Genomic DNA, 21,972 nt, shown 5'->3' on the forward strand with positions numbered 1-21,972 from the left:
ATGCCGAGCATCACGTCGGCCTTGGCCTCTTCCTGGGCCACCTTGATCTTGCGATCAATGGTGAAGCTTCTGGTGAACTCGCGCTCACTGATGATGTGCCGAAAGCCAAAGCCGCAGCAGTCATACCAGGTGGAGTAGTCGATCAGTTGCGCGCCCAGCGCCTGGGCCATGGAGCTGCCGACCGCGGTGCGGTTGCCACCGAGGATGTTGGGGTCATAGATGGCATCTTCGTGCACCATCTTGTAGTAGTGGCAGGCGGCGTGCATGGTGACGCGGATGTGGGAGACGTCGATGGTCTGCAGCTCGCTGGCTATGCGGTTGCGCATGACGTGCAGCCACTCGGAGTAGTGCACCACTTCCTCGGGGATGACGATCTTGCCGTCCACCAGGCGCCCGAGCTTGCCGAGGATCTTGGTGACCTTCTCGCGCAGTTCGGCGGATTCCACCAGATACTTGCGGATTTCCTTGTAGTTGCCGAAGCTCGTGCCGCAGTGCACCAGGGGATAGTAGTGACCGAGCTCATGGCCGTGCTGCTTGCCGGAGACATAGGCCTGGTGGAAGTTTCTGAGGAACACGGCGGCCAGGCTCTCGACGTTGCCGATGCCGGAACCGTGATAGTTCCAGGCGGTGCAGGAGGTCTGGTCGGTCTCGTCGAGATAATCCAGACCCAGATTGTTCATGAACCACAAAAGGCTGGTGGGGTAGCCCGGGATGTTGCCGCACTGGCCACAGCTCTTGTGGTGCCAGAGGTTGTTGGTGGGAATGCGCTTCTCCCAGCCAAACAGGGTGTTGACCACCTGCGGCTGGTGCTGGTCGCTGATGCGGTGGACGATGATCTCGCCTTCCTTCTCCAGTTCCCACATGTGCTCGCGCACGTCATCCATGCGCTCGCCCAGATCCACTGTGCGCCGGTCCACGTGCTTGCGCACCCAGGCCGTCGCCGCTTCGGCTTCCTGCGCATTCAGATTCGTGGCCTGGAAAAACGCCCCGTGACCCGCCAAGCCCTGGTCGGCTGCCTGCGTGCCCTTGATCTTGTCATTGCTGCTCATTCGTTGACTCCTTTATGCCAGTCTTCAGGAAATCCGGATCGGATCAATCTTCTTCCTGACTTTCCAGCCAATCTTCGTAATCTTCGCGCTTCTCGTCGATGAAGTCCTCGATTACGTCGTAGAGATTCTCGTCCATGGTTTCCAGGGACTTCAGCACACCCGTCATTTCCCAGATGGTGTACATTTCCACGGAAGTCTTCAGCGAGACTTCCCAGGCGGTGTCGGTGGTCTGCAGCGTGCGCACCGGGATGGCTTTGCGCAGGGTCTTCAGGTCGCCTTCCACCTTCTGGATGTTCGGGCCCCAGTCAGGAAAGTGGTCCGGCTGGATCATGTCGGGAGAGAGCTGATTGCCGGTGGTGATCAGCTTCAGCATCACGCGGCCGAAGGGTCGCAACACATCCTTGGCGGACTGCATGCCATGGCGAATGGAAACCTCGCGCATGATCATCACCAGACCACCAGGGCTGTTCTTGAAGGGGCAACGCGCGGCACAGGTCATGCACTGGGCGCAGGCCCAGATCTTTTCCTGCATCGCGTCATAAATCTGCTCCACGTTTTCAGTCCACAGCAACTGAACGATTTCACGCGGGCTATAATCGTAGAACTGGGCTGAGGGACAGGTAGCGGTACAGATACCACAGTTGAGACAGCCATTCAGCTCGTGGTCATAACGAAAATCCTGGCGGATCTCGTCAAAGATTTCTTTCATTTCGGCATATGTCGCCATCTCGTACTCCTCGGCTTTCTACTCAAGCGCAAACGGGGAGCCTGTCCGGCCCCCCGCTCACCTCAAATGTAAAGACAGATATCGGACTCACCTGCGAATTCGAAGAACATCGCGGCTCCACCGAATTCGACATTTTCAATGAACTCGCGCTTGTCGAACTCGAAAAGATCGACTGTCATCTGGCAGGCGATCATCCTTACATCAGCTTCAATGCACAATTCCCGGAGGTCTTCGAGGCTGGCAACGCCTTTGGCCTTCATCTTGTTCTTCATCATCATCGTGGCCATGGCTTCCATGCCTGGAAGCATCTGGACGAGATTCGGCATGGGAATCGGCATCGGCATGGCGGGGTTGCCCAGCGGGCTGACCCGGAGGTGGCTCAGATCCTTGCGCAGGATTTGAAGCCCGTAAAATGTGAAGAATATTTCAGTCTGGTAACCCAGCGCCGCAGCCGTCGAAGCCAGGATCAGAGGCGGATAGGCCCAATCCAGTGTGCCCTTGGTTGCAATGATTGCCAGCTTTTTCTCGTCCATCTTGATCTCCTTATAGGGGGCAGGCCTGCACCTGTCCCCGCCATACCGTGGCTTTAGGCCTTCTGAATGAAGAAGGTGTATTCGCCGCCGGCTTCACTATGCTCCAAGAGGGGATTCTTGGTCTGCTTGGAGAAGGCCTCAAAGTCCTTGACGGCACCTGGATCGGTTGCCACGATTTTGAGCACCTGCCCTGCGCTCAGCTCACCCAGGGCCTTCTTCGTGCGAAGAATGGGCAGCGGGCAATTCAGGCCACGGGCATCCAACAGCTTATCTTCTTGTACCATTCTGCATACTCCATGATTTGGTGGGTAGATAGGTCATGAAAATGTAACACGGACCATTGGCAAGACAATCTAAAAATTTTGATTTGCTGATAAGCCAGACTTATTCTCGCCAGCAATCAACCCTGCGCGACCGGATAGCCACTGCGTGACCAGGCCGTGATGCCACCCCGCAGGCTGACTGGCTCCGGATAGCCCTGGTTTGCCAGAAAGGCTGCGGCCTGCGCCGAGCGCCCACCACTCATGCAGTAGAACACCACCGGCTTATCCTTGCTCAGCTCGCCCGTCTTCAAGGGTAAAACCGTAAGCGGCAACGCCGTGGCTCCAGGAATCATCCCCCTTGCCATTTCTGCAGGCGTACGCACATCGACCAGCTGAATTTCCTTGCCTTCATCAAGCCAGGTCTTGAGCTGACTCGCGTCTATTTCCCTGAATCCGTACATGAGCGCTCCTAGCCGTTCTCAAGCCTTCGCACCCTGCCTTCCCTGGCAGGAAATAAATAAGTAATCATAGCGCCATTCGCTAATATTCTCAAGCCGTTCATCCACCCAGTCGCATCATGTAAACGCGGGCCGACCGGCTCTGATCCTCATTGAAGAAATGTCGTTCCGGTTTTTCGAACCAGACCCGTTCCCGGATCATCGAGGCGATGGCGGCGTCATCGGGGTCCTGCCGCAGCAAGGGCAGGAGATCAAGACCGGCCTCCTGGCCTAGGCAGAAGACAAGCCGGCCCGCTGCGGTCAGGCGCACGCGGTTGCAGGTACTGCAGAAATTTTCGCTGATCGGGCTGATGAAACCAACGCGGATGTCCGAGCCTTCCAGACGGTGCGCCCTGGCCGGCCCCTGATCGCCTGGCGACTGAACCGGCTCAAGACGCCAATGCCGCTCCAGACGCTGTTTCGCTGCGGCAACGGAGACGTAGTCGCTCGCCAGGATGGCGGTACCTGCCATCCCCAGCGGCATGGTTTCGATGAACTGGATGTCGAACCGGTGCTGCCTTGCGTACTCCACGAGGTCCGGCAGCTCGTCCAGACTGTCCTGGCCTTGCAGCACCACGTTCAGCTTGATGGAGGGGATTCCCGCCTGACGCGCCGCATCCAAGCCCGCCAGAACCCGCCCCAGTTTCCCGCCTCGCGTGATGCGGTTGAAGCGGTCTGCCTCCAGACTATCCAGGCTAACGTTGATCCTGGCAACCCCGGCCTCGGCCAGGGCGCCGGCAAGCCGATCGAGCAGATAACCATTCGTGCTCAGGCTCACCTTGGGGATGCCAGCACGCTTTGCACACCTCACCCGGTCGAGAAGACCCGGATGGATGAGTGGCTCCCCTCCCGTGAGACGCACGTGCTGCACGCCGAGCCTGGCAAAGATCTGCAGGAGCCGGTCATATTCCGCGGCTTTCAGGTGGTCTTCCCGATCGAAATAGGGTGTTCCCTCGGCCGGACTGCAGTAAACACAGCGGAAGTTGCAATGTTCGGTGATGGAAATGCGGACGTAGTTGATGCGCCGTCCGAAGCGGTCCGACAGAAAGGGGGTATGCATGCCCCCGCCAGAGTGAGTGCCACCCTCGCATGACATGGATGCTGATATGGCCAATGAAGCAAACTCCTTTTCAAGGGAAGGCCAGGCCGTTTCCAGCCTGACCCCGGCCCCGGTCCCATAGCGCTCATGGCCTTAGGGAAGAGGGCTCGGAGTAGGTTGTCTAGATTACATGACTATAATTTGGATCAGATTTCCCTGATATAGTTCAGCACTGCTGGCGTCCATGGTAGAGGTTTACCACGTGCTGGGCTTCGGTCCAGAACAGCCAGCGTTCGACGTAGATCCCCAGGAAGGCAGAGAGCACCGCGATGGCACCCAGCATGGCATTGCCCGTATAGAGGGCACTGACCAGCAACCAGCCTGGCACGGCAAATCCGAGCACGAAGACCACGACTTTCAGGATGCCGGCTGTCTGCGGTGCAACGACATGGCCGAACTCTTCGGTCAGGAAGGTTCCAGCCGTATGCCCCTGATCCAGCAGACGCACCTTGGCCCGGGTAAAGCCGATTGCCGTATTGATGGTTGGACCGCCTGGCTGGGCAATCCAGTAGTAATAGATCGCCTTGACGATGGCGGCAGCGACGGTCAGTGCCACCGCCATGGTGACCAGGGCACCCGCACCCGCGCCGGTGTAGAGTCGCACCGCTGCCAGCGTCGTGGCGCCCAGGGCAAAGCCCATGAAAAGGAAGGCGGTGGGAATGAGCGGCGTGTTCCACTGGCGGATGGTGCGCAGGCAGGCGTAGATCATGCCCTGCGAGAACACGGTCGCCAGACTGAGCAGCAGGGCGCCGACGCCCCCGATGAGCGCCACCGGATTCAGCGCATCCTGCCACAGCCAGATCGCGCCCAGATACAGCAGTGCGAAAGGATAGAAGGCAACGGCGAACACGCCTTCGCGCGCCAGCCAGGAAGTGCGCCAGCGGCTAAATGCCCGCCAGGCGTTCTTCGGGTTGGCCAGGTGAAAGGTGGAGGAGATCATGCCGATGGTCACGAAGACCAGTGCCAGCACGCCAGCCACCAGGGTTTCCATGACCGACAGGCCGCCATCCAGGCGCAGCCAGTTGGCCAGGATGGTCAGGCTCATGAGGCCGAAGCCAGCCCCGGAAAACAGTGTCAGAAAGATGGTCGAAATCGATGCGTGCATGTGCTAGCCCTTTTAACGCTGAACGGCCCGGTTGGCCCAGTCCTTGATCTTGCTCTTGAGGCTGGGGGCCTTGTTGTCCACGACGATGCTCGGCCGGTTGCGCGGCGGCAGGTAGTGGTTGGTCGGCCGGTAGTTCAGTTCCGGCATCAGGGCATAACCACCACGGTTGCGAACGGCCTTGCTGACCGTGCTGTTGGGATCATCGAGATCGCCAAACATGCGGGCATGCGCCGGACAGGTCAGCACACAGGCCGGTTGCCGTTCTTCTTCAGGAATCTGCATGTCGTAGATGCGGTCGATACAGAGCGTGCATTTCTTCATGGTGCCCGATACCCGGTCGAGTTCGCGCGCGCCATAAGGACAGGCCCATGAGCAGTAGTTGCAGCCCATGCACTTGCTCTGATCCACCAGCACCACTCCGTCCTCAGGGCGCTTGTGCGAAGCACCCGTCGGGCAGACCGTCACGCACTCCGCGTTCTCGCAGTGCATGCAGGACATCGGGAAGTTGATGGTCTTGTTGTTCGGGTAGTCACCCACTTCATAGTGACGGATGCGGTTGAACCACACGCCGCTCGGCTTCGCCCCATAGGGGTCGTAGTCGGTCAGCGGGGCCGTGGTGCCGGAGGTGTTCCACTCCTTGCAGGCCACGGCACAGGCGTGGCAACCCACGCAAACGTCCAGATCAATTACCAAACCAAGTCTCATGATTGCCTCTCTACACCCGTCATCAGGATTTCAGGTTGACGGGTTTGTGCGTGTGATAACGGAGCACATCGACCGGGTCTTCCTGGCCCGGTACGCGCTTGACCGTCTCGAAGGTGGGCCAGACGCCCTCTTCTCCGGGCGCTGCCGGATAGACCTTGACGCGCAGGTCGTACCAGGCAGCCTGCCCGGTGACCGGGTCGGAATTGGTCAGGCGGCGCTCGCCCTGCTTTGCCGGCAGCAGTTCGGAAATCAGGTGGTTCATCAGGAAGCCACGGGTCGCTTCCGGCGCCGTATCCTTCAGGCCCCAGGCACCCGACTGCTTGCCAATGGCGTTCCAGGTCCAGACGGTATTCTCCTGCACGCCTTCCATCAGCTTGACCTGCACCCGGATCTTGCCGTTGTGCGACTCGACCCAGACCCAGGCCTGGTCCTGAATGCCCATGCGCTCGCCCTGCTCCCGATTCATGTACAGGAAGTTCTGGGCAACGATCTGGCGCAACCAGGCATTCTGGGCATCCCAGGAGTGATACATCATCATCGGACGCTGGTTGATGGCGTGGAAGGGATACTCCTCCTCGTCAACGCGCTGCTCCTCAAGCGGCTTGTAGAAATCCGGCAGCGGGTCGAAGTACTTGACCAGACGTTCGCGATCCGCCGGATCCGTGGGCTTCGGGCCATCGTAGAGCCCCTGGCCGGCCAGGCGGAACTTCTGCAGGGTCTCGGAGTAGAGCTCGAACACGATGGGATCACTTGAGCCATTGAACCCGACCTTCTTGGCCCACTCGAGATAATCGCGGTTGGCGAACTTGTAGTAGTGCATCGATTTCGGCAGGTGATACTGGAAGAACCCGCCGTTCTCGATGTACTTCTCCCACTGAAGCGGATTGGGCTCGCCCACCATGTGGCTCTCGCCGTCCTTGCCGCGCCAGCCAGCCAGGAAGCCGATGCCGGGCGACTTCTGGTAGTTGATGATGAAATCCTTGTAGCCGGCAAACTTGGGCGTGCCGTCTTCCTTGGTGAAGGCCGGGAACTTCAACCTTCCGGCGATATCAATCATGACCTCCTGCCAGGGCCGGACATTGCGGTCGGGCTTAATCAGCTCGTGGCGGATGGAGTCCGCCGGGGCATCCGGCTCGGAAATTGGCCGGTCCAGCAGCGAGATCGCATCGTAGCGCTCCAGATAGGTGGTATCCGGCAGCACCAGATCCGCGAAGCTGACGATCTCCGACTGGAAGGCATCGACCACGACCAGGAAGGGAATCTTGTATTCACCGTCCTCGCCCTTGCTCCTGAGCATGTCCATGACGTTCTTGGTGTTCATGGTGGAGTTCCACGACATGTTCGCCATGAAGAAGATCAGGGTGTCGATGGCATACGGATCCGCGTTCACCGCGTTGGTGACCACCATGTGCATGAGGCCGTGATTGGCCAGCGGCGCTTCCCAGGAATAGGCCTTGTCGATGCGCAGCGGGTTGCCCTGGGCGTCGATGACCAGATCCTCGGGCGCGGTCGGGAAGCCCAGCGGCGGCGACTTGAGCGGCGTATTGGGCGCCATGTCCCTGGCCGGCTTGACGGGTGGCGGCACATGCTTGGGGTAAGGCGCCTTGGAGCGGAACCCGCCCGGCACGTCGATGGTGCCCAGCAGCACCTGCAGCAGGTGAATGGCACGCGCGGCCTGGAAGCCGTTGCTATGCGCCGAGATGCCGCGCATGGCGTGCATGCTCACCGGACGACCGATGAACTTGGTCTGCTTGCGACCAGCCCAGTCGGTCCACTCACAATCGATCTCGATGGTTTCCTTGAAGGCGACATGCGCCATTTCCAGGGCCAGGCGCTCGATGGTCTCGGCGGACAGACCGCAGACCTTGGCGGCATTCTCGGGCGCATACTGCTCGTCGAGATATTTCTCGGCCAGCAGGGTCATGACGGTCTTGACCGGGCGCCCGTCGGGCGCGGTGTATTCGCCAAAGAGCGCGGGCGTGATGTCGGCCTGCATGCCGTTGATGATGGCCTGCTTCTCCATGTCGAAGGCCTGCGGCTTGCCGTCGGCGTCACGCAGCATGAGGCCATGCCCGGGCTTGCCGGGGGTGTCGACCACCAGGAAGGGCGCGTTGCTGTAGCGCACCATGAACTCCCAGTCGAAGAGCTCGCGGGACAGCAGCACGTGCACCATGGACAGCGCCAGCATGCCGTCAGTGCCGGGCCGGATCGGTACCCACTCGTCGGCAATGGCGGAGTAGCCGGTGCGCACCGGGTTGATGGACACGAACTTGGCGCCGTTGCGCTTGACCTTCTCCAGACCGATCTTGATCGGATTGGAGTTGTGATCCTCGGCAACGCCCCAGAGCATGAAATACTTGGTCAGGTCCCAGTCAGGATCGCCGAATTCCCAGAAGGCATGCCCAAGCATGTACAGCCCGGCCGAAGCCATGTTCACGGAACAGAAACCGCCATGGGCCGACCAGTTGATCGTGCCGTACTGCTGCGCCCAGAGACCGGTCAGGGCCTGCATCTGGTCGCGACCGGTGAAGAAGGCGAGCTTCTTGGGATCCGTTGCGCGGATCTTGGCCAGGCGATCGGTCAGCAGGTTGATCGCCTCGTCCCAGGATATCTCGACGAATTCGCTGCTGCCGCGCTCGCTGCCCGGCTTGCGCAGCAAGGGGTTGCGCAGCTTGGCCGGCGAATACTGCTTCATGATGCCCGCAGAACCCTTGGCGCAGAGTACTCCCCGGTTGATGGGATGATCCCGGTTGCCCTGAATGAAGCGGACCTTGTTGTCCTCCAGAGTTACCTTGATGCCACAGCGGCAGGCACACATGTAACAGGTGGTATACTTGATCTGCTGTTTGCTATGATCTTCGAACTTCAATCCGGATGGCATGGAAACCTCGGTAACCTTTGGAAAAACCTAGACTTATTCTGGCGGCTGCAAGCCAATAAAACAATTTAATTTTTTTGATTTTGTGATAAGCCCACCTTATTTGAAATGACGGGCTCCGGTAGCATACCTTTATACTTGCACCAGTCCAGCATTCAGGAGAGCGATTCGTGGAACAGAAAGATTTCAATGAGCATACCCGGGTGACGGTCACCTGGCGTGACGAAGACGGCAAGCTGCGTCCAGGCAACTTCTATGTCTACAAGCTGTTCAAGGACAGCATGATCGTGCGCGCCCGCGACAAGGAGGGCCTGCTGCGCAAGCTGCCCTATGCCGATGTCCTGAAGATCGTGAAGACGGAGCGTGTGGACCCCGAGTTCCGGTTCACCCTGCCCAATGCCATTCTCGACGAGAAGATCTGGAAGAGCCGCACCACCATGTTTCACGCCAGTTCCGCACCCAATCTCGGCAAGGCCTGAAACGAACCGGGGGATGCTATTCGGCATTCCCCGCATCCGCCCGCCACAACCCCGTCTTCCCACCCTGCTTCTCCAGCAGCCGTATATCCCGCATGACCATGCCCCGGTCGATGGCCTTGCACATGTCATAGATGGTCAGGAGCGCCACGCTGACGGCTGTCAGGGCCTCCATTTCCACCCCGGTGCGCCCCCTGGTCCGCGTGGTCACCTGGCAACGCACGGCAGCCGGCTGGTCCTGGTCCGAGAACTCGACATCAACACCGGTCAAGCCCAGCAGATGACAGAGCGGGATCAGTTCGTGGGTACGCTTGGCGGCCTGGATGGCGGCGATCCGCGCCACCCCCAGCACGTCCCCCTTGCCCATCTGGCCGGCGCGGATGCGCGCCAGGGTGTCCGGATGCATCTCGATCAGGCCTTGCGCGGTGGCGGTACGCTGCGTTTCGGCCTTTTCTCCGACTTCGACCATGCGAGCCTGTCCCTCGCTGCCAAAATGCGTCAACCCTTCCAGTTCGTCGTCATTCATGTCTAATATCTCCACAAGGCCGAAGGACCGCTCTGATCACTGTCCCGCGCACCCCGACCGCTTACCTGAAGGATACAGCCTCATGCGCACCATCCTGCTTGCACTGACCTTGAGTACCACACTGTTGGCAACGCCAGTGCATGCCTCCAATGATCTGCAACTGCCAGACCTCGGTGGCTCGACGGGGGCACTTAGCCTATCCGAAGAAAAGGCGCTCGGAAAGGAGTTCATGCAGGAGGCGCGTAGCGGGCTGGACATCATGCATGATGATCAGATCAATGATTACCTGCACAGCATGGGTTACCGCCTGCTCGAGCATATGAACCCGCCGTTCACGCATTACCGGTTCATACTCGTGAAAGACCCGAACATCAACGCCTTTGCTGCGCCCGGCGGCTATATCGTCATCAACAGCGGCCTGGTGCTGGCGGCCGATAATGCCAGCGAACTGGCCAGTGTCGTTGCGCATGAACTTTCGCACATCAATCAGCGGCATATCTCCCGCGCCATCGATGAAAGTCAACGCATGCAGTGGCCCATGCTGGCGGCGATGCTCGCAGGCATCCTGCTGTCCGCGGCCGGTGGAGGCCAGGCCGGGCAGGCGGCGATGACGGCCTCCACTGCCTATGGGATACAGAACCAGTTGCAGTTCAGCCGGGATTTCGAGCGCGAGGCCGACCGGATCGGGATACAGGCCCTGGCCAGCGCGGGCTATGATCCGGAAGGCATGCCGGCCTTCTTCGAAAAGCTGCAGAACTGGAGCAGACTGCAGGGCGGCAACCCGATGGAGTTTCTGAGCACGCATCCCCTGACCCTGGACCGTATTGCCGACACCCGCAACCGGGCGGAACAGTTGTCCGGAAAACGGCCCGATCCTGAACAGGATCACGACTTTGACCGATTCAAGACCCGGGTGCGCGCGTTCTCGATGACACCCAATGAAGCCGTTTCATTTTTCAGGATACAGGCCAGTAGCCAGGACAGTTATCAAAAGGAGCTCGGGAGCTATGGTCTGGGTCTGGCGCTGGCTCAAAAGGGCCAGTACAAAGAAGCAATAGCCCGGCTGGAACAGTTGAACGGGCAGCATCCATCGGTATTCGCATATCAGGCGGCCCTGGCAGAGATCCTTCTTGACAGCGGCAAATATGCATCGGCCCTGAAGTCCTATCGTCAGCTCCAGAGAGCCCACCCGGATTCGACACTGGCACGGGCGGGCCTGGCACAGGCCTTGCTTGAGACTGACGAGGAACAGGCAGCGGTCGGCATGGCAAGGCAGCTTGCGGGCGAACACCCGCAAAATGCGCTCTACCAGCAGTTGCTGGCCCGGGCACTGGATAAGGCCGGGAACAAGTCCGAGGCCCATCGCGCCCTGGCTGAATATTATTTTCTGACTGGCGCACTGCCTTCCGCCATCCAGCAACTGGAGATTGCGCGTTCGATCTCCGGAAACGACACGAAGGCGCGAGCGGCCATCGATGCGCGCATGGTGGAAATGAAGCGTTCCGGCAATCCCCAGGGGAAAGACAAAACTTGACATGGGCAAAGGGCATGCAACGGCGCGAAAATCGAACACTGATGGTGCTGATTTCAGCAATGCTGCTGATCATGGCCGAAATGCTGCTGTCGCAGGCCAGTCTGGCCGCAAGCGGGTCCATCCGCCTGCTCATCCCGCCACTCGACAGCCCTACCCAGGTGTATGCCCGCTTCAAGCCGCTCGCGGATTATCTCTCGCGGAAAAGCGGCCAGCCAGTGCAACTGGTGCTGAGCCGCAATCTGGAGGACTTCAGCAGCAAGGTCAGCGAGCCGGTGCCACAACTGGCCTATTTCTGTCCCTTGAACTACGTGACCGTCACGCAGAAAAGCACCTACACGCCAGTGGCTGGCATCACCGAACCATCCAGCAGAAATCGCAGTGTCATCCTGGTTCGCCACGACAGCCCCATTCATCGCGTTGCGGACCTCAAGGGGCGCAGCTTGGCATTGGGCAATGTGGCCTGTGCCGCATCATTCCTGATCCCACGCGCCATGCTGCAGCGGGAGGGCATCACGCTTGACGATTTTCTCGAAACCCGCAAGACCGGGTCAGACCAGGCTGCCCTGATGGCCGTTGCGGCCAGACTGTATGATGTGACCGCCAGCAGCGAGAGCACGGCCCAGCCGTTCATCAGCAAGGGAATTCTCCGGGCAGTACTCTATTCACAGGATTCCCCCCCTGATCTGATTGCGGCAAACGCCCTGGTCCCGGCGGGCCTGCAACAGAAGATCAGGCGCGCCCTGCTGGGAGCGCAGACGCCGACCGGGCAGCTTGCCGGATACAATCGCCCGCGCATCGGTGCCTTCGACTTCGTAGCCGCGGACGACAGCCAGTATGACGTGATACGTGAAATGAAACGGCGTTTCGGAGACGATCCCCTCTAAGCCGGCACCCGTTGCTCCAACTTCTAAATATTCCGGCGTCGGACTACAATGTAATTTTCACTGCACGCGCCACAACAGGTGCGCCCATGCCCCGATTTGCATTTCATCACTTGAACCTTCGCACCAAAAGCGCCATTTACGTCCTTTTGCTGGTCGTGGTCATCTTCGCGACCATTTCCGCGGTACTTTATACCTCGGTTCACCGGGAAATGCTCAACCAGCTTGGGGATGACAACATGCGCATGACCCGCACCTTCGCTGCCAGCGCGGCGAATGCCGTGCTGCTCAAGGATCTGAGCGATCTGACCGATCAGGTGGAGCAGCTCCGCAAAAATCCTTCCGTACGCGCCGCGGAAATCGTGGATACCCGGGGAATCATCGTTGCCAGCACGGATATATCCCGGCTCGGCTTGATTCATCCGGAAGCGAGCGCCATCCTGCGGGCATACCAGCGCACGCGCAATCCTGTGGTGCTGGAAACCGACCGGCCCTGCTGTCCGGTGCGCGGCAACCTGCACACACCCATCATGGTCAGGTCCGACGTGCTCGGGCTAGCCTTTCTGCACCTCGACGATGCCCAACTGACTTCAGTGGTATCGCACCGTCTGGATACCACGGTACAGCGTCTCGTGCTGCTGGGTGCGCTCGCCACCCTGCTTGGCCTGATCGGGGCCTTTGTGGTGAGCGGCTTTGTGACCCGCCCGATACTGCGGCTTGCCGAGGAGGTCGAGGGCATGAAGACGAGGCTGAAATTACTGCCGGACGGCGAGAACCCGGAACCGAACCGGCATGGCGATGAAATCGTGCGCCTGGAAGCGGGCTTCCATCAGCTGGAACGCCAATTGAACCAGTATCTGCAGCAACTCGATCAGCTCAACAAAAAACAGCAGGCGGTACAATGCCTGGCCACCATCGGCGAGATGTCGGCGCAGGTCGCGCACGAGATCCGCAATGCGCTTTCCTCACTGCGCGGCGCGGCGCGCTACCTGGCCCGCTATGGGCATCTTGGCGACAAGCAGGAATTCGTCGGCATCATCGAGGAAGAGGTTCAGCGACTCTACAAGATGACCGAGGGCTTCCTGGACTTCGGTCGCCCCTATAAACTGAACCCGGAGCCGGTGAGTGTCTGCGATCTCATCCGCCGCAGTGTGCAACGGCACACCTGCGAAATCGAGCAAAAACAGCTCAAGGTGGGCTATCATTGTCCTGAAGGTTATACCCTGAACCTCGATAGCAGTCTGATCGAACAGGCCCTGAGCAACCTGCTTCTCAATGCAATCGATGCCCTGCACAATGGCGGGCGCATCGAGATCAGTGCCATTCCCGAAGGTAATGAGGGCGTTGCATTGAGTGTGCGGGACAACGGGCCCGGCATCGACCCGGCCCGGGCCCAGGAAATCTTCAAGCCATACATCACCACCAAGGCCAAGGGCAACGGACTAGGCCTGGCGGTCGTCGCCAAGGTGGCCATGGTGCACGATGGCCTGGTGGAATTGAAACCCAATACGGAAGGCGCGCATTTCGTGATGCATCTCCATTCCGTCAAACCAGCAGGAAATCAGTACCATGCGGCAGCAAATTCTAATCGTGGAGGATGAACGCAATCTGCGTCGCGTACTGGCGGCCGTGCTTCAGGCCGAGGGCTTCGACACCCTGGAAGCCGAGGATGCGCAGGCGGGACTGTCCCTGATCGAGCAGCAGCATCCTGCCCTGGTCCTGAGCGATCAGCGCCTGCCCGGCATGAGCGGCATGGAAATGCTGGGAGAGATAAAGAAACGCTGGCCGGAATTGCCGGTCGTGATTGCCACGGCCTACGGTGAGATCCAGCATGCAGTGGAAGCAATCAAGGCCGGTGCCGAGCACTATCTCACCAAGCCGGTTGATGAAGGAGAATTGCTGGCCATCCTTCGCCAGATCCTGAGCCGCAGGGGCCAGCCCCTTCCCGTGCTTCGCAGCAGCCAGAACTACGGCATCATCGGGGAAAGCCCGGCCATCCAGGAACTCCTGGGAACCATCGAGCTGGTCGCCCCTGCCCCCTCGAATATACTCATCACGGGAGAATCCGGCACCGGCAAGGAACTGGTGGCACGCGCCATTCACCAGGCCAGCCCACGCGCGGAACAACCCTTCGTGGCGGTGAACTGCGCCGCCATTCCCCTGGAACTGGTGGAAAGCGAGCTGTTTGGCTTCGAGAAGGCGGCCTTTACCGGGGCCACCCGCAGCCAGATCGGCAAGCTCGAAGCGGCCGGACAGGGCACACTGTTTCTCGACGAGATCGGCGACATGCCATTGGCAATGCAGGTAAAACTACTGCGCGCGCTGCAGGAACGCGAGCTGACCCGGCTTGGCAGCCACCAGCGCATTCCCTTCCGCGCCCGGCTGGTTGCCGCAACCAATGTGGAACTCATGCGGGCCATCGAGGAGAATCGCTTCCGGGAGGATCTCTTTTACCGCCTGAACGTCATTCCGGTACATCTGCCGGCCTTGCGGGAGCGGCGCAGTGACATCCCCCTGCTGGCCAGCCACTTCGTAACACAGGTGTGCGAGGCGGTAGGTCGGGCTCCGATGAAAGTCATGCCTTCAGCCATGGAGGCGCTCGCGGCCTATGACTGGCCAGGCAATATCCGTGAACTGGAAAACATGATCGAGCGCACGGTGGTCCTGACCCGGGGTGGCGAAATCGATCTGCACAATCTTCCTGAGCACATTCGCCGCCGCCGCGAAGCCACCCCGCAACTCGAGGTGGCGCCCAGTGACCTGCCAGGCATGGAGCGTCAGGCCGTCGTGCGGGCCCTGGAGCAAACCCAGGGCAACCAGAGCCGGGCGGCGCAGATTCTGGGGATCAGCCGCAAGCAATTACGGACCAAGATGAAGAACTTCAACCTTTTCACCGAGCGCGAGCGGGACGATCCGCTGGACGACGCGGATTAGACCAAAAGCTGTCCCATTTGGGACAGCTTTTCTTTGATCCACTCCCATTTCCACGCCAAATCCGGCTCTTTCCCCATCCTTAACGGCATCCGCAACCCGGAAAAATATCGTCTACACTCAAAAAGTCCGTCCAGAACCAATTTATCTGGCTCTGGCACGCGAAATGCATAATCCGATTTAGTCCACAGCCTACGCTGGTAGCAGATAGGACTGGATGACCACCGATTGAGGAGAGCTTAATGAAACAATCTCTGCAACGACTGCTTGGGACCTGTGTAACAGCAGGCGTATTGGGAATGGCGGTTGCGGGTCAGGTGGCCATCGCCGCCGAGCATCAGAAGGCAGGACCCACCCCGGCGATTGGCAACCCTTCAGTGTCTACACCGGCCCAAACGGAAAAATACGTGAAGCCGACTAGCGGCGACGCCAGCTCCATGGCAGCGCGGATCGAGGAAGGCAGGAAAATCGCGTTTGACCGCTCCAAGGGCAACTGCCTTGCCTGCCATGCTTTGCCCGGAGGCGACATGCCTGGCAACATCGGCCCGGCCCTTCCTTATGAGGGCATCTCCATGAAGCAACGTTTCCCGAAGCGGGAAGCCCTGCATGCACAGGTTTACAACGCCATGCAGAACAACCCCAATACGGTCATGCCACCCTTCGGACTGCATCGCATCCTGACCGAAGACGAGCTGGAAAAGGTCGTGGACTATATCTGGTCACTGTAATCTCCTCACGAATACCATAAGGAGCACATCCGTGGAAAATTCCATCAATTTCAAGCGTCGCAACTTTCTGCGGAGCAGCCTGGCCACTGGCGCACTGGTGGCTGCCGCCGGCACCGGCCTGCTGAAAGTTCCGGCCGCCATGGCCGCCGAATGGCCCGCCAATGCCTTCAAGGCCGACAAGCTCGACAAAGCCATGCAGGACGTGCTGGGCACCACGCAGGTGCCGGAAGGCAAGGTCGACATCAAGGCCCCGACCATCGCCGAGAATGGCGCCGTGGTGCCCATCACCGTATCGACGGATTCGCCAATGACGGCCGATGATTATGTCTCGGACATCTTCATCTTTGCCGAGGGCAATCCAGCGCCCCTGGTTGCCAGCTTCCATCTGACACCCATGAGCGGCAAGGCCGAGGTCAGCACCCGCATCAAAATGGGCAAGACCTCCAATGTCCGCGCCGTGGTGAAGACCAACAAGGGCGAACTGATGCAGGCCGCCAAGGAAGTCAAGGTCACCATCGGCGGCTGCGGCGGTTAATCCTCCTTCCAGTCAAGCCAATTTAGAGGACACGATCATGGCAGAGCAAATGGGCAACCCGAAAATTCGTGTACCGGAAAGTGCCAAGAAGGGCGAGGCCATCCAGGTGCGTGCGCTGATTCTACATCCCATGGAAACCGGACAGCGCAAGGACACCAAGACCGGTGAGAAGATCCCCGAGCATTTCATCCAGCAGGTCAGCGCCGAATATAACGGCAAGAAAGTGATGGAAGCGGACTGGGGCGTGGGCGTGAGCAAGAATCCCTTTCTGTCCTTCTACATCAAGCCGGAAGAAAGCGGCACCCTGAAACTGACCTTTACCGATAACAAAGGCGGTAGCTGGAGCGAAGAGGCCAAGGTTCAGGTCTCCTGATAATGAAGTCCAGGGATGGCGCAAGCCATCCCGCACCACCAGAGAGGAAAAGCCATGAAAAAATGGTTGATCGCATTCAGTGCACTGGGCATGTTGGGGACTATGGCACCGGCTCAGGCCACGCCGGAGCAGGACTTCCAGGCATTGAAGAAGATTTATAAAGAGAAGTTTCCGAATCTTGATTACAAGGACTACAACCTGGGTGCCTATGCCCTGGATCCGGACCTCAAGGCGCAGTTCGATGCCGCCATGGAGTTCAATCCGGGTGACATGACGCTCGATGAGGGCAAGCAGGCCTGGAGCAAGCCCTTTGCCAACGGCAAGACCTACGCAAGCTGCTATCCCAATGGCGGCAAGGGCGTGGCTACCGGCTATCCGCAGTATGACGCCAAGCTCAAGCAGGTGGTGACGCTGCCGATGACCATCAACATGTGCCGGGAAGCCAACGGTGAAAAGCCGCTGGCATACGGCAAGCCTGAGATCGTCGCGCTGGAAACCTACCTGAAGTCACTGTCCAACGGCATGCCGGTCAACGTCAAGGTGAGTGGCAAGGAAGCCCTGGCCAAGTATGAGGCTGGCAAGCAGTATTACTACACGCGTCGCGGCCAGCTCAATTTCTCCTGCGCCTCCTGTCACGTGGACAATGCCGGCAAGCACATCCGCGCCGACCTGCTTTCCATGACCATGGGCCAGACCAACCACTTTCCGAGCTATCGCGGCGCCTGGAACCGGGTAGGCACCTTGCAGAATCGCTACCGTGGCTGCAATTCCCAGGTTCGCGCCAAGCCTGAGCCTTTTGAAAGTGAAAACTACCGAAACCTGGAGTTCTTCCACACCTACATGAGCAACGGTTTGCCCATCGAGGTGCCCGGTTATCGAAAGTAGTCAATTTCCAACCATCGCCAGCCCGGCCCTGCCGGGCTTTTTTCCACGAGAGGCTACCATGCTACCTTCCATGCGCAACACCATTTTATCCGGCGTGATCCTGGGATTGAGCCTGAGCTTGGCCGCACCCGCCGCTCTGGCGGACCATCACGGTGGCAAGGCCGCCGCGACCGCGCTTGCCAGCAGCGTCAAGGTACCCGAGGGCATGCCCGCCATCGACCCCAAGGACCCGCTGTATCAGGTAGATGTAGACCAGGGCGTCAGCCTGGAGGACGTTCGGCAGGGGCTGGAACTGGCCTCTCAGGAACGCAACATGAATATCGTCAACAAGCTCGACATACAGGAAGGCATGAAGGGCCGGGGCTTTGAGGCCAAGGACCCTTACATGATCTATGAAGTCTGCAACCTTGGCCTTGGGGCTGAAATCATCAAGGGCGCGCCCGAGTTCGGTGCCTTTGCGCCCTGCAAGATCATCCTTTATGGAAAGAATGGCAAGTACAAGCTGCTGACCTATCGTCCCACCTATGCGCTGACCCATCTGAAGAATTTCCCGCAGGAAACCCGCAAGATCGCCGAGCGCATCGAGTCGGACATGCTGTACATCATGTCCAAGGCCAAGGAAGGCAGTTTCTAGAGAGCAGAACAAGGATCGAGCCCATGAGTCTTTCCCGCAGAGAATTTTTGCAGATGATGGCGATCGCCGGGGCCGCCGGCGTGATCCGTCCCGAGAGCGTGTTCGCTGCACGCAAGATGCCCGGCGATATCTATGAAGTCCCGACCTATGGCAATGTCACCCTGCTGCACTTCACCGATTGCCATGCGCAGTTGATGCCGGTCTATTTCCGTGAACCGGATACCAACATTGGTGTCGGCAACGCCAAGGGCCGCCCCCCACACCTGGTCGGCAAGGCCTTCCTGGATTACTTCAAGGTCCAGCCGAACTCGATCTACAGCCATGCCTACACGCCCATCGATTATGTCGAGGACGCGCAGAAATATGGCAAGGTTGGCGGCTTCGCCCATCTCGCCACGCTGGTCAAGCGTTATCGCGCCGAGAATGACAAGCGCACGCTGCTGCTCGATGGCGGTGATACCTGGCAGGGCTCGGGCACCTCACTCTGGACCAAGGGCCTGGACATGGTGAAGGCCTGCAACCAGCTCGGCGTGGACAGCATGGTCGGCCACTGGGAGTTCACCTATGGCCAGGACCGCGTGAAGGAACTGGTGGAAAACGAGGCAAAGTTTGACTTCCTGGCGCAGAACATCAAGGACAATGCCTTCGGCGACCCGGTGTTCAAGCCCTATGTCATCAAGGAACGCAATGGCGTTCGCATTGCCGTGATCGGCCAGGCCTTCCCCTTCACGCCCATCGCCAACCCCCGCTATCTGATCCCGGACTGGAGCTTCGGCATTCAGGACGAGAACATGCAGCGCATGGTGGACAAGGTGCGCCAGGACGAGAAGGCCGACGTGGTGGTGGTGCTCTCGCACAATGGCGCGGACGTGGACATCAAGATGGCCAGCCGGGTCAAGGGCATCGACGTGATCCTGGGCGGTCACACCCATGATGCCATCCCGCAGCCGGTCGTGGTCGGCAAGACCCTGGTGATCAACTCGGGCTCGAACGGCAAGTTCCTGTCGCGCCTGGATCTGGATGTCGCCAAGGGCAAGGTGAAGGGCTACAAATACACCCTCTTGCCGGTGTTCTCCAACCTGATCAAGGCCGATCCGGACATGCAGCAGCTCATCAACGAGGTACGCGCGCCTTACAAGGAAAAGCTTACCGAGAAGCTGGCGGTCAGCGAGGATCTTCTGTACCGGCGCGGCAACTTCAACGGCACCTTCGACCAGCTCATCGTGCAGGCCCTGATGGATGTCAAGAATGCCGAAGCGGCCTTCTCGCCCGGTTTCCGCTGGGGCACCACGGTACTGCCCGGCCAGCAGATCACCATGGAGCACGTCATGGACCAGACGGCCCTGACCTACCCCATCGTGACCCTGAACGAGTTCACTGGGGCCCAGATCAAGGACATCATGGAAGACGTTGCCGACAATCTGTTCAACCCGGACCCCTATTATCAGCAGGGTGGCGACATGGTGCGCGTGGGCGGCATCGATTACACCATGGATCCGACCGCGACGATCGGCAAGCGCATCCAGAACCTGCAGATCCGCGGCAAAGCGGTGGAAGCCAGCAAGAAGTACAAGGTGGCGGGCTGGGCCAGCGTGCAGCCGCAGCAGGGTGGCCAGGAAATCTGGGACCTGGTGGCCGGCTGGCTGCGTGAGCAGAAGACGGTCAAGGTTGAGAAACTCAGCCGGCCGCGCCTGATCGGCATCGAGCCGAATGATCCCGGCATCATGAAGATCTGATCAGCTTGGAACGGAAAAACGGCGCGAATCGCGCCGTTTTTTATTTCATCGAATACGGCCTGGCGGCGGGCTTTCAGGTTCGATCGTATCGACCGGCATTCCCTTGTGGCTGGGTGCCCTGCGGATCCGCATCCGCCCCAGCGACAACAGCAGCGCCACCAGACTGAGTGCGGCCGCGAACCCCAGCACCAAGCCGGTATGCCGGGCAAAGCTGGCGGGAGCCAGGGTGCTGGTGGCGGCGTCACCGAACAGCAGCACGGCAAAGACCACGCCGCTGACCCGGCCGAAATTGCGCACCGTCGCCAGCAGGCTGCCGGTCAGCCCCGCCTTTTCCGCCGGCGCGCTTTCCAGCACGGCGGTATTGTTCGGAGACGAGAAGAGCCCCAAGCCCAGGCCAAACAGCACCAAGCTGCCCAGCACCTGGAAGTAATGCGTGTGCAGGCCAAAGCTCGCCATCCATAGCAGCGACAGGAAAATCAGTCCCATCCCGGCGGCAGCCGGTTTGCTGTAACCATAGCGGTCAGCGATCAAGCCGCCCACAGGCGCACTGAGCATCATGGCCAGGGCCTGCGCGCTCATGATCCAGCCGGTTTCCGGCAGGGGCATGTCAAGCACCCGGGTCAGGTATAGAGGCAGCAGCAATGCCGGGAAGCTCAGGATCACGAAAGACAGATAGGCGGCGGTGAGCCCCAGAGAAAAACTCAGACGGCGAAACAGGGCTGGATCGATCAGGGGGGCAGCCACCCGCAGTTCCTGGCGGATGAAGAGCACGCCTGCGAGCAGGGCCACCATCAGGCTCACCACACTATAGGCGCTCAGCCAACCCCAGAGATGGCCATTGGAAAGAAAGAGCAACAGGCTGCTCATGCCCACGAAAAACAGAAATGCGCCCAGGCTATCGAAGCGCGTGTCGCGACCCGTTCCGCCGCCCACGGGCAGCAGTAGCCATCCCAGCGCAATCGCGATCAGGCCGATGGGCACATTGATCCAGAAGATCGCGGACCAGCCGAACTGATCGATCAGCACGCCGCCCAGGGGCGGTCCTGCCAGGGCGCCGACGGCGACCACGCTGCCAATGGTGCCAAGCGCTCGGCCCCGCTGTCCGGTGGGAAACACGCCAATGATGATGGACATGCCGTTGCCCATCATCATGGCGCCCCCCAGGGCCTGCACCAGCCGAAAGCCGATGAGCTGGTCCAGGGACGTGGCGAGGGCGCAGAGCAGAGAACCCAGGCTGAAGAACACCAGGCCGCTGATATAGAAGTTGCGTCGTCCGAAACGGTCGGAGAGCCCGCCCATGGCGGGCAGGATGGCGGTGATCACCAGGAGGTAACCGGAAACCACCCATTGCAGCCGGGCCAGACCGACCCCGAACTCCTGCTGCAATACGGGTAGCGCAATGTTGAGGATGCTGCCATCGACATTGACCATGAAGGTCCCGGTGGCGACGGTGGCGAACACCAGCCAGGGATAGATGGCGGAACTGGCCAGCCGTGACCGCAGCGAGCTGTCATCCGGCTGATTCATGATGCTCTCCTCCCCGCTCATAGAGATCGAGAAAGGTCTGCAGGGCCCGCAGGCGCCGGCGGATGTCGGCTTGCCAGCAGGCGAGTTCTGCCTGTCCCTTCTCGGTGAGCGAATAGATACGCCGCGCCTGCCCCGATTCGCTCGGCTGCCAGGTCGAAACCAGGGCACCCCGCTCATCCAGATCTCGCAAAGTGCGATAGATGGCGCCTGCCTCGATGCCCAACTCTGGCAACAACTGGTCGAGCCGGGTTTTCAGTATCGCCCCATGTGCCGGCCCCTCGCGCAGGAAGAGCAGCAGGAAGGCCGGCAGGTGGCGGCTGCGGTTACCCGTCCGTGGTGTCCGTGGCATG

General features: G+C 59.9%; 23 protein-coding genes and 1 riboswitch. Of the genes, 11 read left to right on the plus strand and 12 right to left on the minus strand.

Annotation, left to right across the window (positions count from 1 at the left end):
• The 9 genes from WOB96_RS11640 to WOB96_RS11680 form a co-directional block, all read right to left on the minus strand.
• On the minus strand, positions 1 to 1,049 hold a 1,049-nt coding region (locus WOB96_RS11640; RefSeq protein ID WP_341371467.1), incomplete at its 3' end, for a heterodisulfide reductase-related iron-sulfur binding cluster.
• 43 nt (positions 1,050 to 1,092) lie between these two features.
• Complete coding sequence (locus WOB96_RS11645) at positions 1,093 to 1,776, minus strand: 4Fe-4S dicluster domain-containing protein (RefSeq protein ID WP_341371468.1); 684 nt, start codon at positions 1,774 to 1,776, stop codon at positions 1,093 to 1,095.
• Between the two features lie 62 nt (positions 1,777 to 1,838).
• Complete coding sequence (gene dsrE2, locus WOB96_RS11650) at positions 1,839 to 2,309, minus strand: sulfur carrier protein DsrE2 (protein ID WP_341371469.1); 471 nt, start codon at positions 2,307 to 2,309, stop codon at positions 1,839 to 1,841.
• 53 nt (positions 2,310 to 2,362) lie between these two features.
• A complete protein-coding gene (locus tag WOB96_RS11655) occupies positions 2,363 to 2,593 on the minus strand; it encodes a sulfurtransferase TusA family protein (protein ID WP_341371470.1) in 231 nt (76 codons plus the stop codon).
• A 116-nt stretch (positions 2,594 to 2,709) separates the two neighbouring features.
• Positions 2,710 to 3,033, minus strand: coding sequence for a rhodanese-like domain-containing protein (locus tag WOB96_RS11660; RefSeq protein ID WP_341371471.1), 324 nt, complete (start codon positions 3,031 to 3,033; stop codon positions 2,710 to 2,712).
• Positions 3,034 to 3,130: 97 nt separating this feature from the next.
• A complete protein-coding gene (moaA, locus tag WOB96_RS11665) occupies positions 3,131 to 4,129 on the minus strand; it encodes a GTP 3',8-cyclase MoaA (RefSeq protein ID WP_341371472.1) in 999 nt (332 codons plus the stop codon).
• 47 nt (positions 4,130 to 4,176) lie between these two features.
• Positions 4,177 to 4,293: riboswitch (molybdenum cofactor riboswitch) on the minus strand.
• Between the two features lie 41 nt (positions 4,294 to 4,334).
• Positions 4,335 to 5,273 (minus strand): dimethyl sulfoxide reductase anchor subunit family protein, encoded by a 939-nt coding sequence (locus WOB96_RS11670; protein ID WP_341371473.1) that lies wholly within the window; start codon positions 5,271 to 5,273, stop codon positions 4,335 to 4,337.
• A 12-nt stretch (positions 5,274 to 5,285) separates the two neighbouring features.
• Entirely contained in the window at positions 5,286 to 5,978 is a 693-nt protein-coding gene (locus WOB96_RS11675) for a 4Fe-4S dicluster domain-containing protein (protein WP_341371474.1), read from the minus strand.
• Between the two features lie 22 nt (positions 5,979 to 6,000).
• Positions 6,001 to 8,859, minus strand: coding sequence for a molybdopterin oxidoreductase family protein (locus WOB96_RS11680; RefSeq protein ID WP_341371475.1), 2,859 nt, complete (start codon positions 8,857 to 8,859; stop codon positions 6,001 to 6,003).
• Between the two features lie 167 nt (positions 8,860 to 9,026).
• On the opposite strand from WOB96_RS11680, the gene WOB96_RS11685 reads away from it, so the two are divergent.
• Positions 9,027 to 9,335, plus strand: coding sequence for a hypothetical protein (locus WOB96_RS11685; protein ID WP_341371476.1), 309 nt, complete (start codon positions 9,027 to 9,029; stop codon positions 9,333 to 9,335).
• Positions 9,336 to 9,351: 16 nt separating this feature from the next.
• Here the strand turns inward: WOB96_RS11685 and moaC are convergent, their stop codons facing one another.
• Complete coding sequence (moaC, locus tag WOB96_RS11690; protein WP_423229741.1) at positions 9,352 to 9,858, minus strand: cyclic pyranopterin monophosphate synthase MoaC; 507 nt, start codon at positions 9,856 to 9,858, stop codon at positions 9,352 to 9,354.
• Positions 9,859 to 9,940: 82 nt separating this feature from the next.
• Between moaC and WOB96_RS11695 the strand changes: the two genes are divergently transcribed.
• From WOB96_RS11695 to soxB, 10 genes are all read left to right on the plus strand, one after another.
• Complete coding sequence (locus WOB96_RS11695) at positions 9,941 to 11,392, plus strand: M48 family metalloprotease (RefSeq protein ID WP_341371477.1); 1,452 nt, start codon at positions 9,941 to 9,943, stop codon at positions 11,390 to 11,392.
• A gap of 14 nt (positions 11,393 to 11,406) precedes the next feature.
• Positions 11,407 to 12,276 carry a phosphate/phosphite/phosphonate ABC transporter substrate-binding protein gene (locus tag WOB96_RS11700; protein WP_341371478.1) on the plus strand — a complete coding sequence of 290 codons (870 nt, stop codon included), beginning with the start codon at positions 11,407 to 11,409 and terminating at the stop codon, positions 12,274 to 12,276.
• A gap of 86 nt (positions 12,277 to 12,362) precedes the next feature.
• Positions 12,363 to 13,874, plus strand: coding sequence for a sensor histidine kinase (locus WOB96_RS11705; RefSeq protein ID WP_341371479.1), 1,512 nt, complete (start codon positions 12,363 to 12,365; stop codon positions 13,872 to 13,874).
• Positions 13,843 to 15,207 carry a sigma-54-dependent transcriptional regulator gene (locus tag WOB96_RS11710; protein WP_341371480.1) on the plus strand — a complete coding sequence of 455 codons (1,365 nt, stop codon included), beginning with the start codon at positions 13,843 to 13,845 and terminating at the stop codon, positions 15,205 to 15,207. The genes WOB96_RS11705 and WOB96_RS11710 overlap by 32 nt, the downstream gene beginning before the upstream one ends.
• A gap of 239 nt (positions 15,208 to 15,446) precedes the next feature.
• Positions 15,447 to 15,932, plus strand: coding sequence for a sulfur oxidation c-type cytochrome SoxX (gene soxX / locus WOB96_RS11715; protein WP_341371481.1), 486 nt, complete (start codon positions 15,447 to 15,449; stop codon positions 15,930 to 15,932).
• A gap of 31 nt (positions 15,933 to 15,963) precedes the next feature.
• Positions 15,964 to 16,467, plus strand: coding sequence for a thiosulfate oxidation carrier protein SoxY (gene soxY, locus WOB96_RS11720; protein WP_341371482.1), 504 nt, complete (start codon positions 15,964 to 15,966; stop codon positions 16,465 to 16,467).
• A 37-nt stretch (positions 16,468 to 16,504) separates the two neighbouring features.
• Complete coding sequence (gene soxZ / locus WOB96_RS11725) at positions 16,505 to 16,840, plus strand: thiosulfate oxidation carrier complex protein SoxZ (RefSeq protein ID WP_341371483.1); 336 nt, start codon at positions 16,505 to 16,507, stop codon at positions 16,838 to 16,840.
• Between the two features lie 54 nt (positions 16,841 to 16,894).
• On the plus strand, positions 16,895 to 17,725 hold the full coding sequence (soxA, locus tag WOB96_RS11730) for a sulfur oxidation c-type cytochrome SoxA (protein WP_341371484.1): 831 nt from the start codon (positions 16,895 to 16,897) through the stop codon (positions 17,723 to 17,725).
• Positions 17,726 to 17,795: 70 nt separating this feature from the next.
• Entirely contained in the window at positions 17,796 to 18,359 is a 564-nt protein-coding gene (locus WOB96_RS11735) for a DUF302 domain-containing protein (protein ID WP_341371485.1), read from the plus strand.
• A 23-nt stretch (positions 18,360 to 18,382) separates the two neighbouring features.
• Complete coding sequence (gene soxB, locus WOB96_RS11740) at positions 18,383 to 20,095, plus strand: thiosulfohydrolase SoxB (RefSeq protein ID WP_341371486.1); 1,713 nt, start codon at positions 18,383 to 18,385, stop codon at positions 20,093 to 20,095.
• A gap of 45 nt (positions 20,096 to 20,140) precedes the next feature.
• Here soxB and WOB96_RS11745 read toward each other — a convergent pair whose 3' ends face one another.
• The gene (locus tag WOB96_RS11745; protein WP_341371487.1) at positions 20,141 to 21,622 is read right to left on the minus strand and encodes a DHA2 family efflux MFS transporter permease subunit; all 1,482 of its coding nucleotides are present in this window, start codon (positions 21,620 to 21,622) and stop codon (positions 20,141 to 20,143) included.
• Positions 21,606 to 21,971 carry a helix-turn-helix transcriptional regulator gene (locus WOB96_RS11750; protein ID WP_341371488.1) on the minus strand — a complete coding sequence of 122 codons (366 nt, stop codon included), beginning with the start codon at positions 21,969 to 21,971 and terminating at the stop codon, positions 21,606 to 21,608. The genes WOB96_RS11745 and WOB96_RS11750 overlap by 17 nt, the downstream gene beginning before the upstream one ends.
• Position 21,972: the final 1 nt, after the last annotated feature.

This window comes from Thermithiobacillus plumbiphilus (assembly GCF_038070005.1).
In the GTDB taxonomy this organism is placed as follows: domain Bacteria; phylum Pseudomonadota; class Gammaproteobacteria; order Acidithiobacillales; family Thermithiobacillaceae; genus JBBPCO01.

What these genes read in the sequence shown, in the direction of transcription:
- WOB96_RS11645 (WP_341371468.1), bottom strand. Translation starts at nt 1,776, where the DNA reads ATGGCGACATATGCCGAAATGAAAGAAATCTTTGACGAGATCCGCCAG.
- dsrE2 (WP_341371469.1), bottom strand. Translation starts at nt 2,309, where the DNA reads ATGGACGAGAAAAAGCTGGCAATCATTGCAACCAAGGGCACACTGGAT.
- WOB96_RS11655 (WP_341371470.1), bottom strand. Translation starts at nt 2,593, where the DNA reads ATGGTACAAGAAGATAAGCTGTTGGATGCCCGTGGCCTGAATTGCCCG.
- WOB96_RS11660 (WP_341371471.1), bottom strand. Translation starts at nt 3,033, where the DNA reads ATGTACGGATTCAGGGAAATAGACGCGAGTCAGCTCAAGACCTGGCTT.
- moaA (WP_341371472.1), bottom strand. Translation starts at nt 4,129, where the DNA reads ATGCATACCCCCTTTCTGTCGGACCGCTTCGGACGGCGCATCAACTAC.
- WOB96_RS11670 (WP_341371473.1), bottom strand. Translation starts at nt 5,273, where the DNA reads ATGCACGCATCGATTTCGACCATCTTTCTGACACTGTTTTCCGGGGCT.
- WOB96_RS11675 (WP_341371474.1), bottom strand. Translation starts at nt 5,978, where the DNA reads ATGAGACTTGGTTTGGTAATTGATCTGGACGTTTGCGTGGGTTGCCAC.
- WOB96_RS11680 (WP_341371475.1), bottom strand. Translation starts at nt 8,859, where the DNA reads ATGCCATCCGGATTGAAGTTCGAAGATCATAGCAAACAGCAGATCAAG.
- moaC (WP_423229741.1), bottom strand. Translation starts at nt 9,858, where the DNA reads ATGAATGACGACGAACTGGAAGGGTTGACGCATTTTGGCAGCGAGGGA.
- WOB96_RS11695 (WP_341371477.1), top strand. Translation starts at nt 9,941, where the DNA reads ATGCGCACCATCCTGCTTGCACTGACCTTGAGTACCACACTGTTGGCA.
- WOB96_RS11700 (WP_341371478.1), top strand. Translation starts at nt 11,407, where the DNA reads ATGCAACGGCGCGAAAATCGAACACTGATGGTGCTGATTTCAGCAATG.
- WOB96_RS11705 (WP_341371479.1), top strand. Translation starts at nt 12,363, where the DNA reads ATGCCCCGATTTGCATTTCATCACTTGAACCTTCGCACCAAAAGCGCC.
- WOB96_RS11710 (WP_341371480.1), top strand. Translation starts at nt 13,843, where the DNA reads ATGCGGCAGCAAATTCTAATCGTGGAGGATGAACGCAATCTGCGTCGC.
- soxX (WP_341371481.1), top strand. Translation starts at nt 15,447, where the DNA reads ATGAAACAATCTCTGCAACGACTGCTTGGGACCTGTGTAACAGCAGGC.
- soxZ (WP_341371483.1), top strand. Translation starts at nt 16,505, where the DNA reads ATGGCAGAGCAAATGGGCAACCCGAAAATTCGTGTACCGGAAAGTGCC.
- soxA (WP_341371484.1), top strand. Translation starts at nt 16,895, where the DNA reads ATGAAAAAATGGTTGATCGCATTCAGTGCACTGGGCATGTTGGGGACT.
- WOB96_RS11735 (WP_341371485.1), top strand. Translation starts at nt 17,796, where the DNA reads ATGCGCAACACCATTTTATCCGGCGTGATCCTGGGATTGAGCCTGAGC.
- soxB (WP_341371486.1), top strand. Translation starts at nt 18,383, where the DNA reads ATGAGTCTTTCCCGCAGAGAATTTTTGCAGATGATGGCGATCGCCGGG.
- WOB96_RS11745 (WP_341371487.1), bottom strand. Translation starts at nt 21,622, where the DNA reads ATGAATCAGCCGGATGACAGCTCGCTGCGGTCACGGCTGGCCAGTTCC.
- WOB96_RS11750 (WP_341371488.1), bottom strand. Translation starts at nt 21,971, where the DNA reads ATGCCACGGACACCACGGACGGGTAACCGCAGCCGCCACCTGCCGGCC.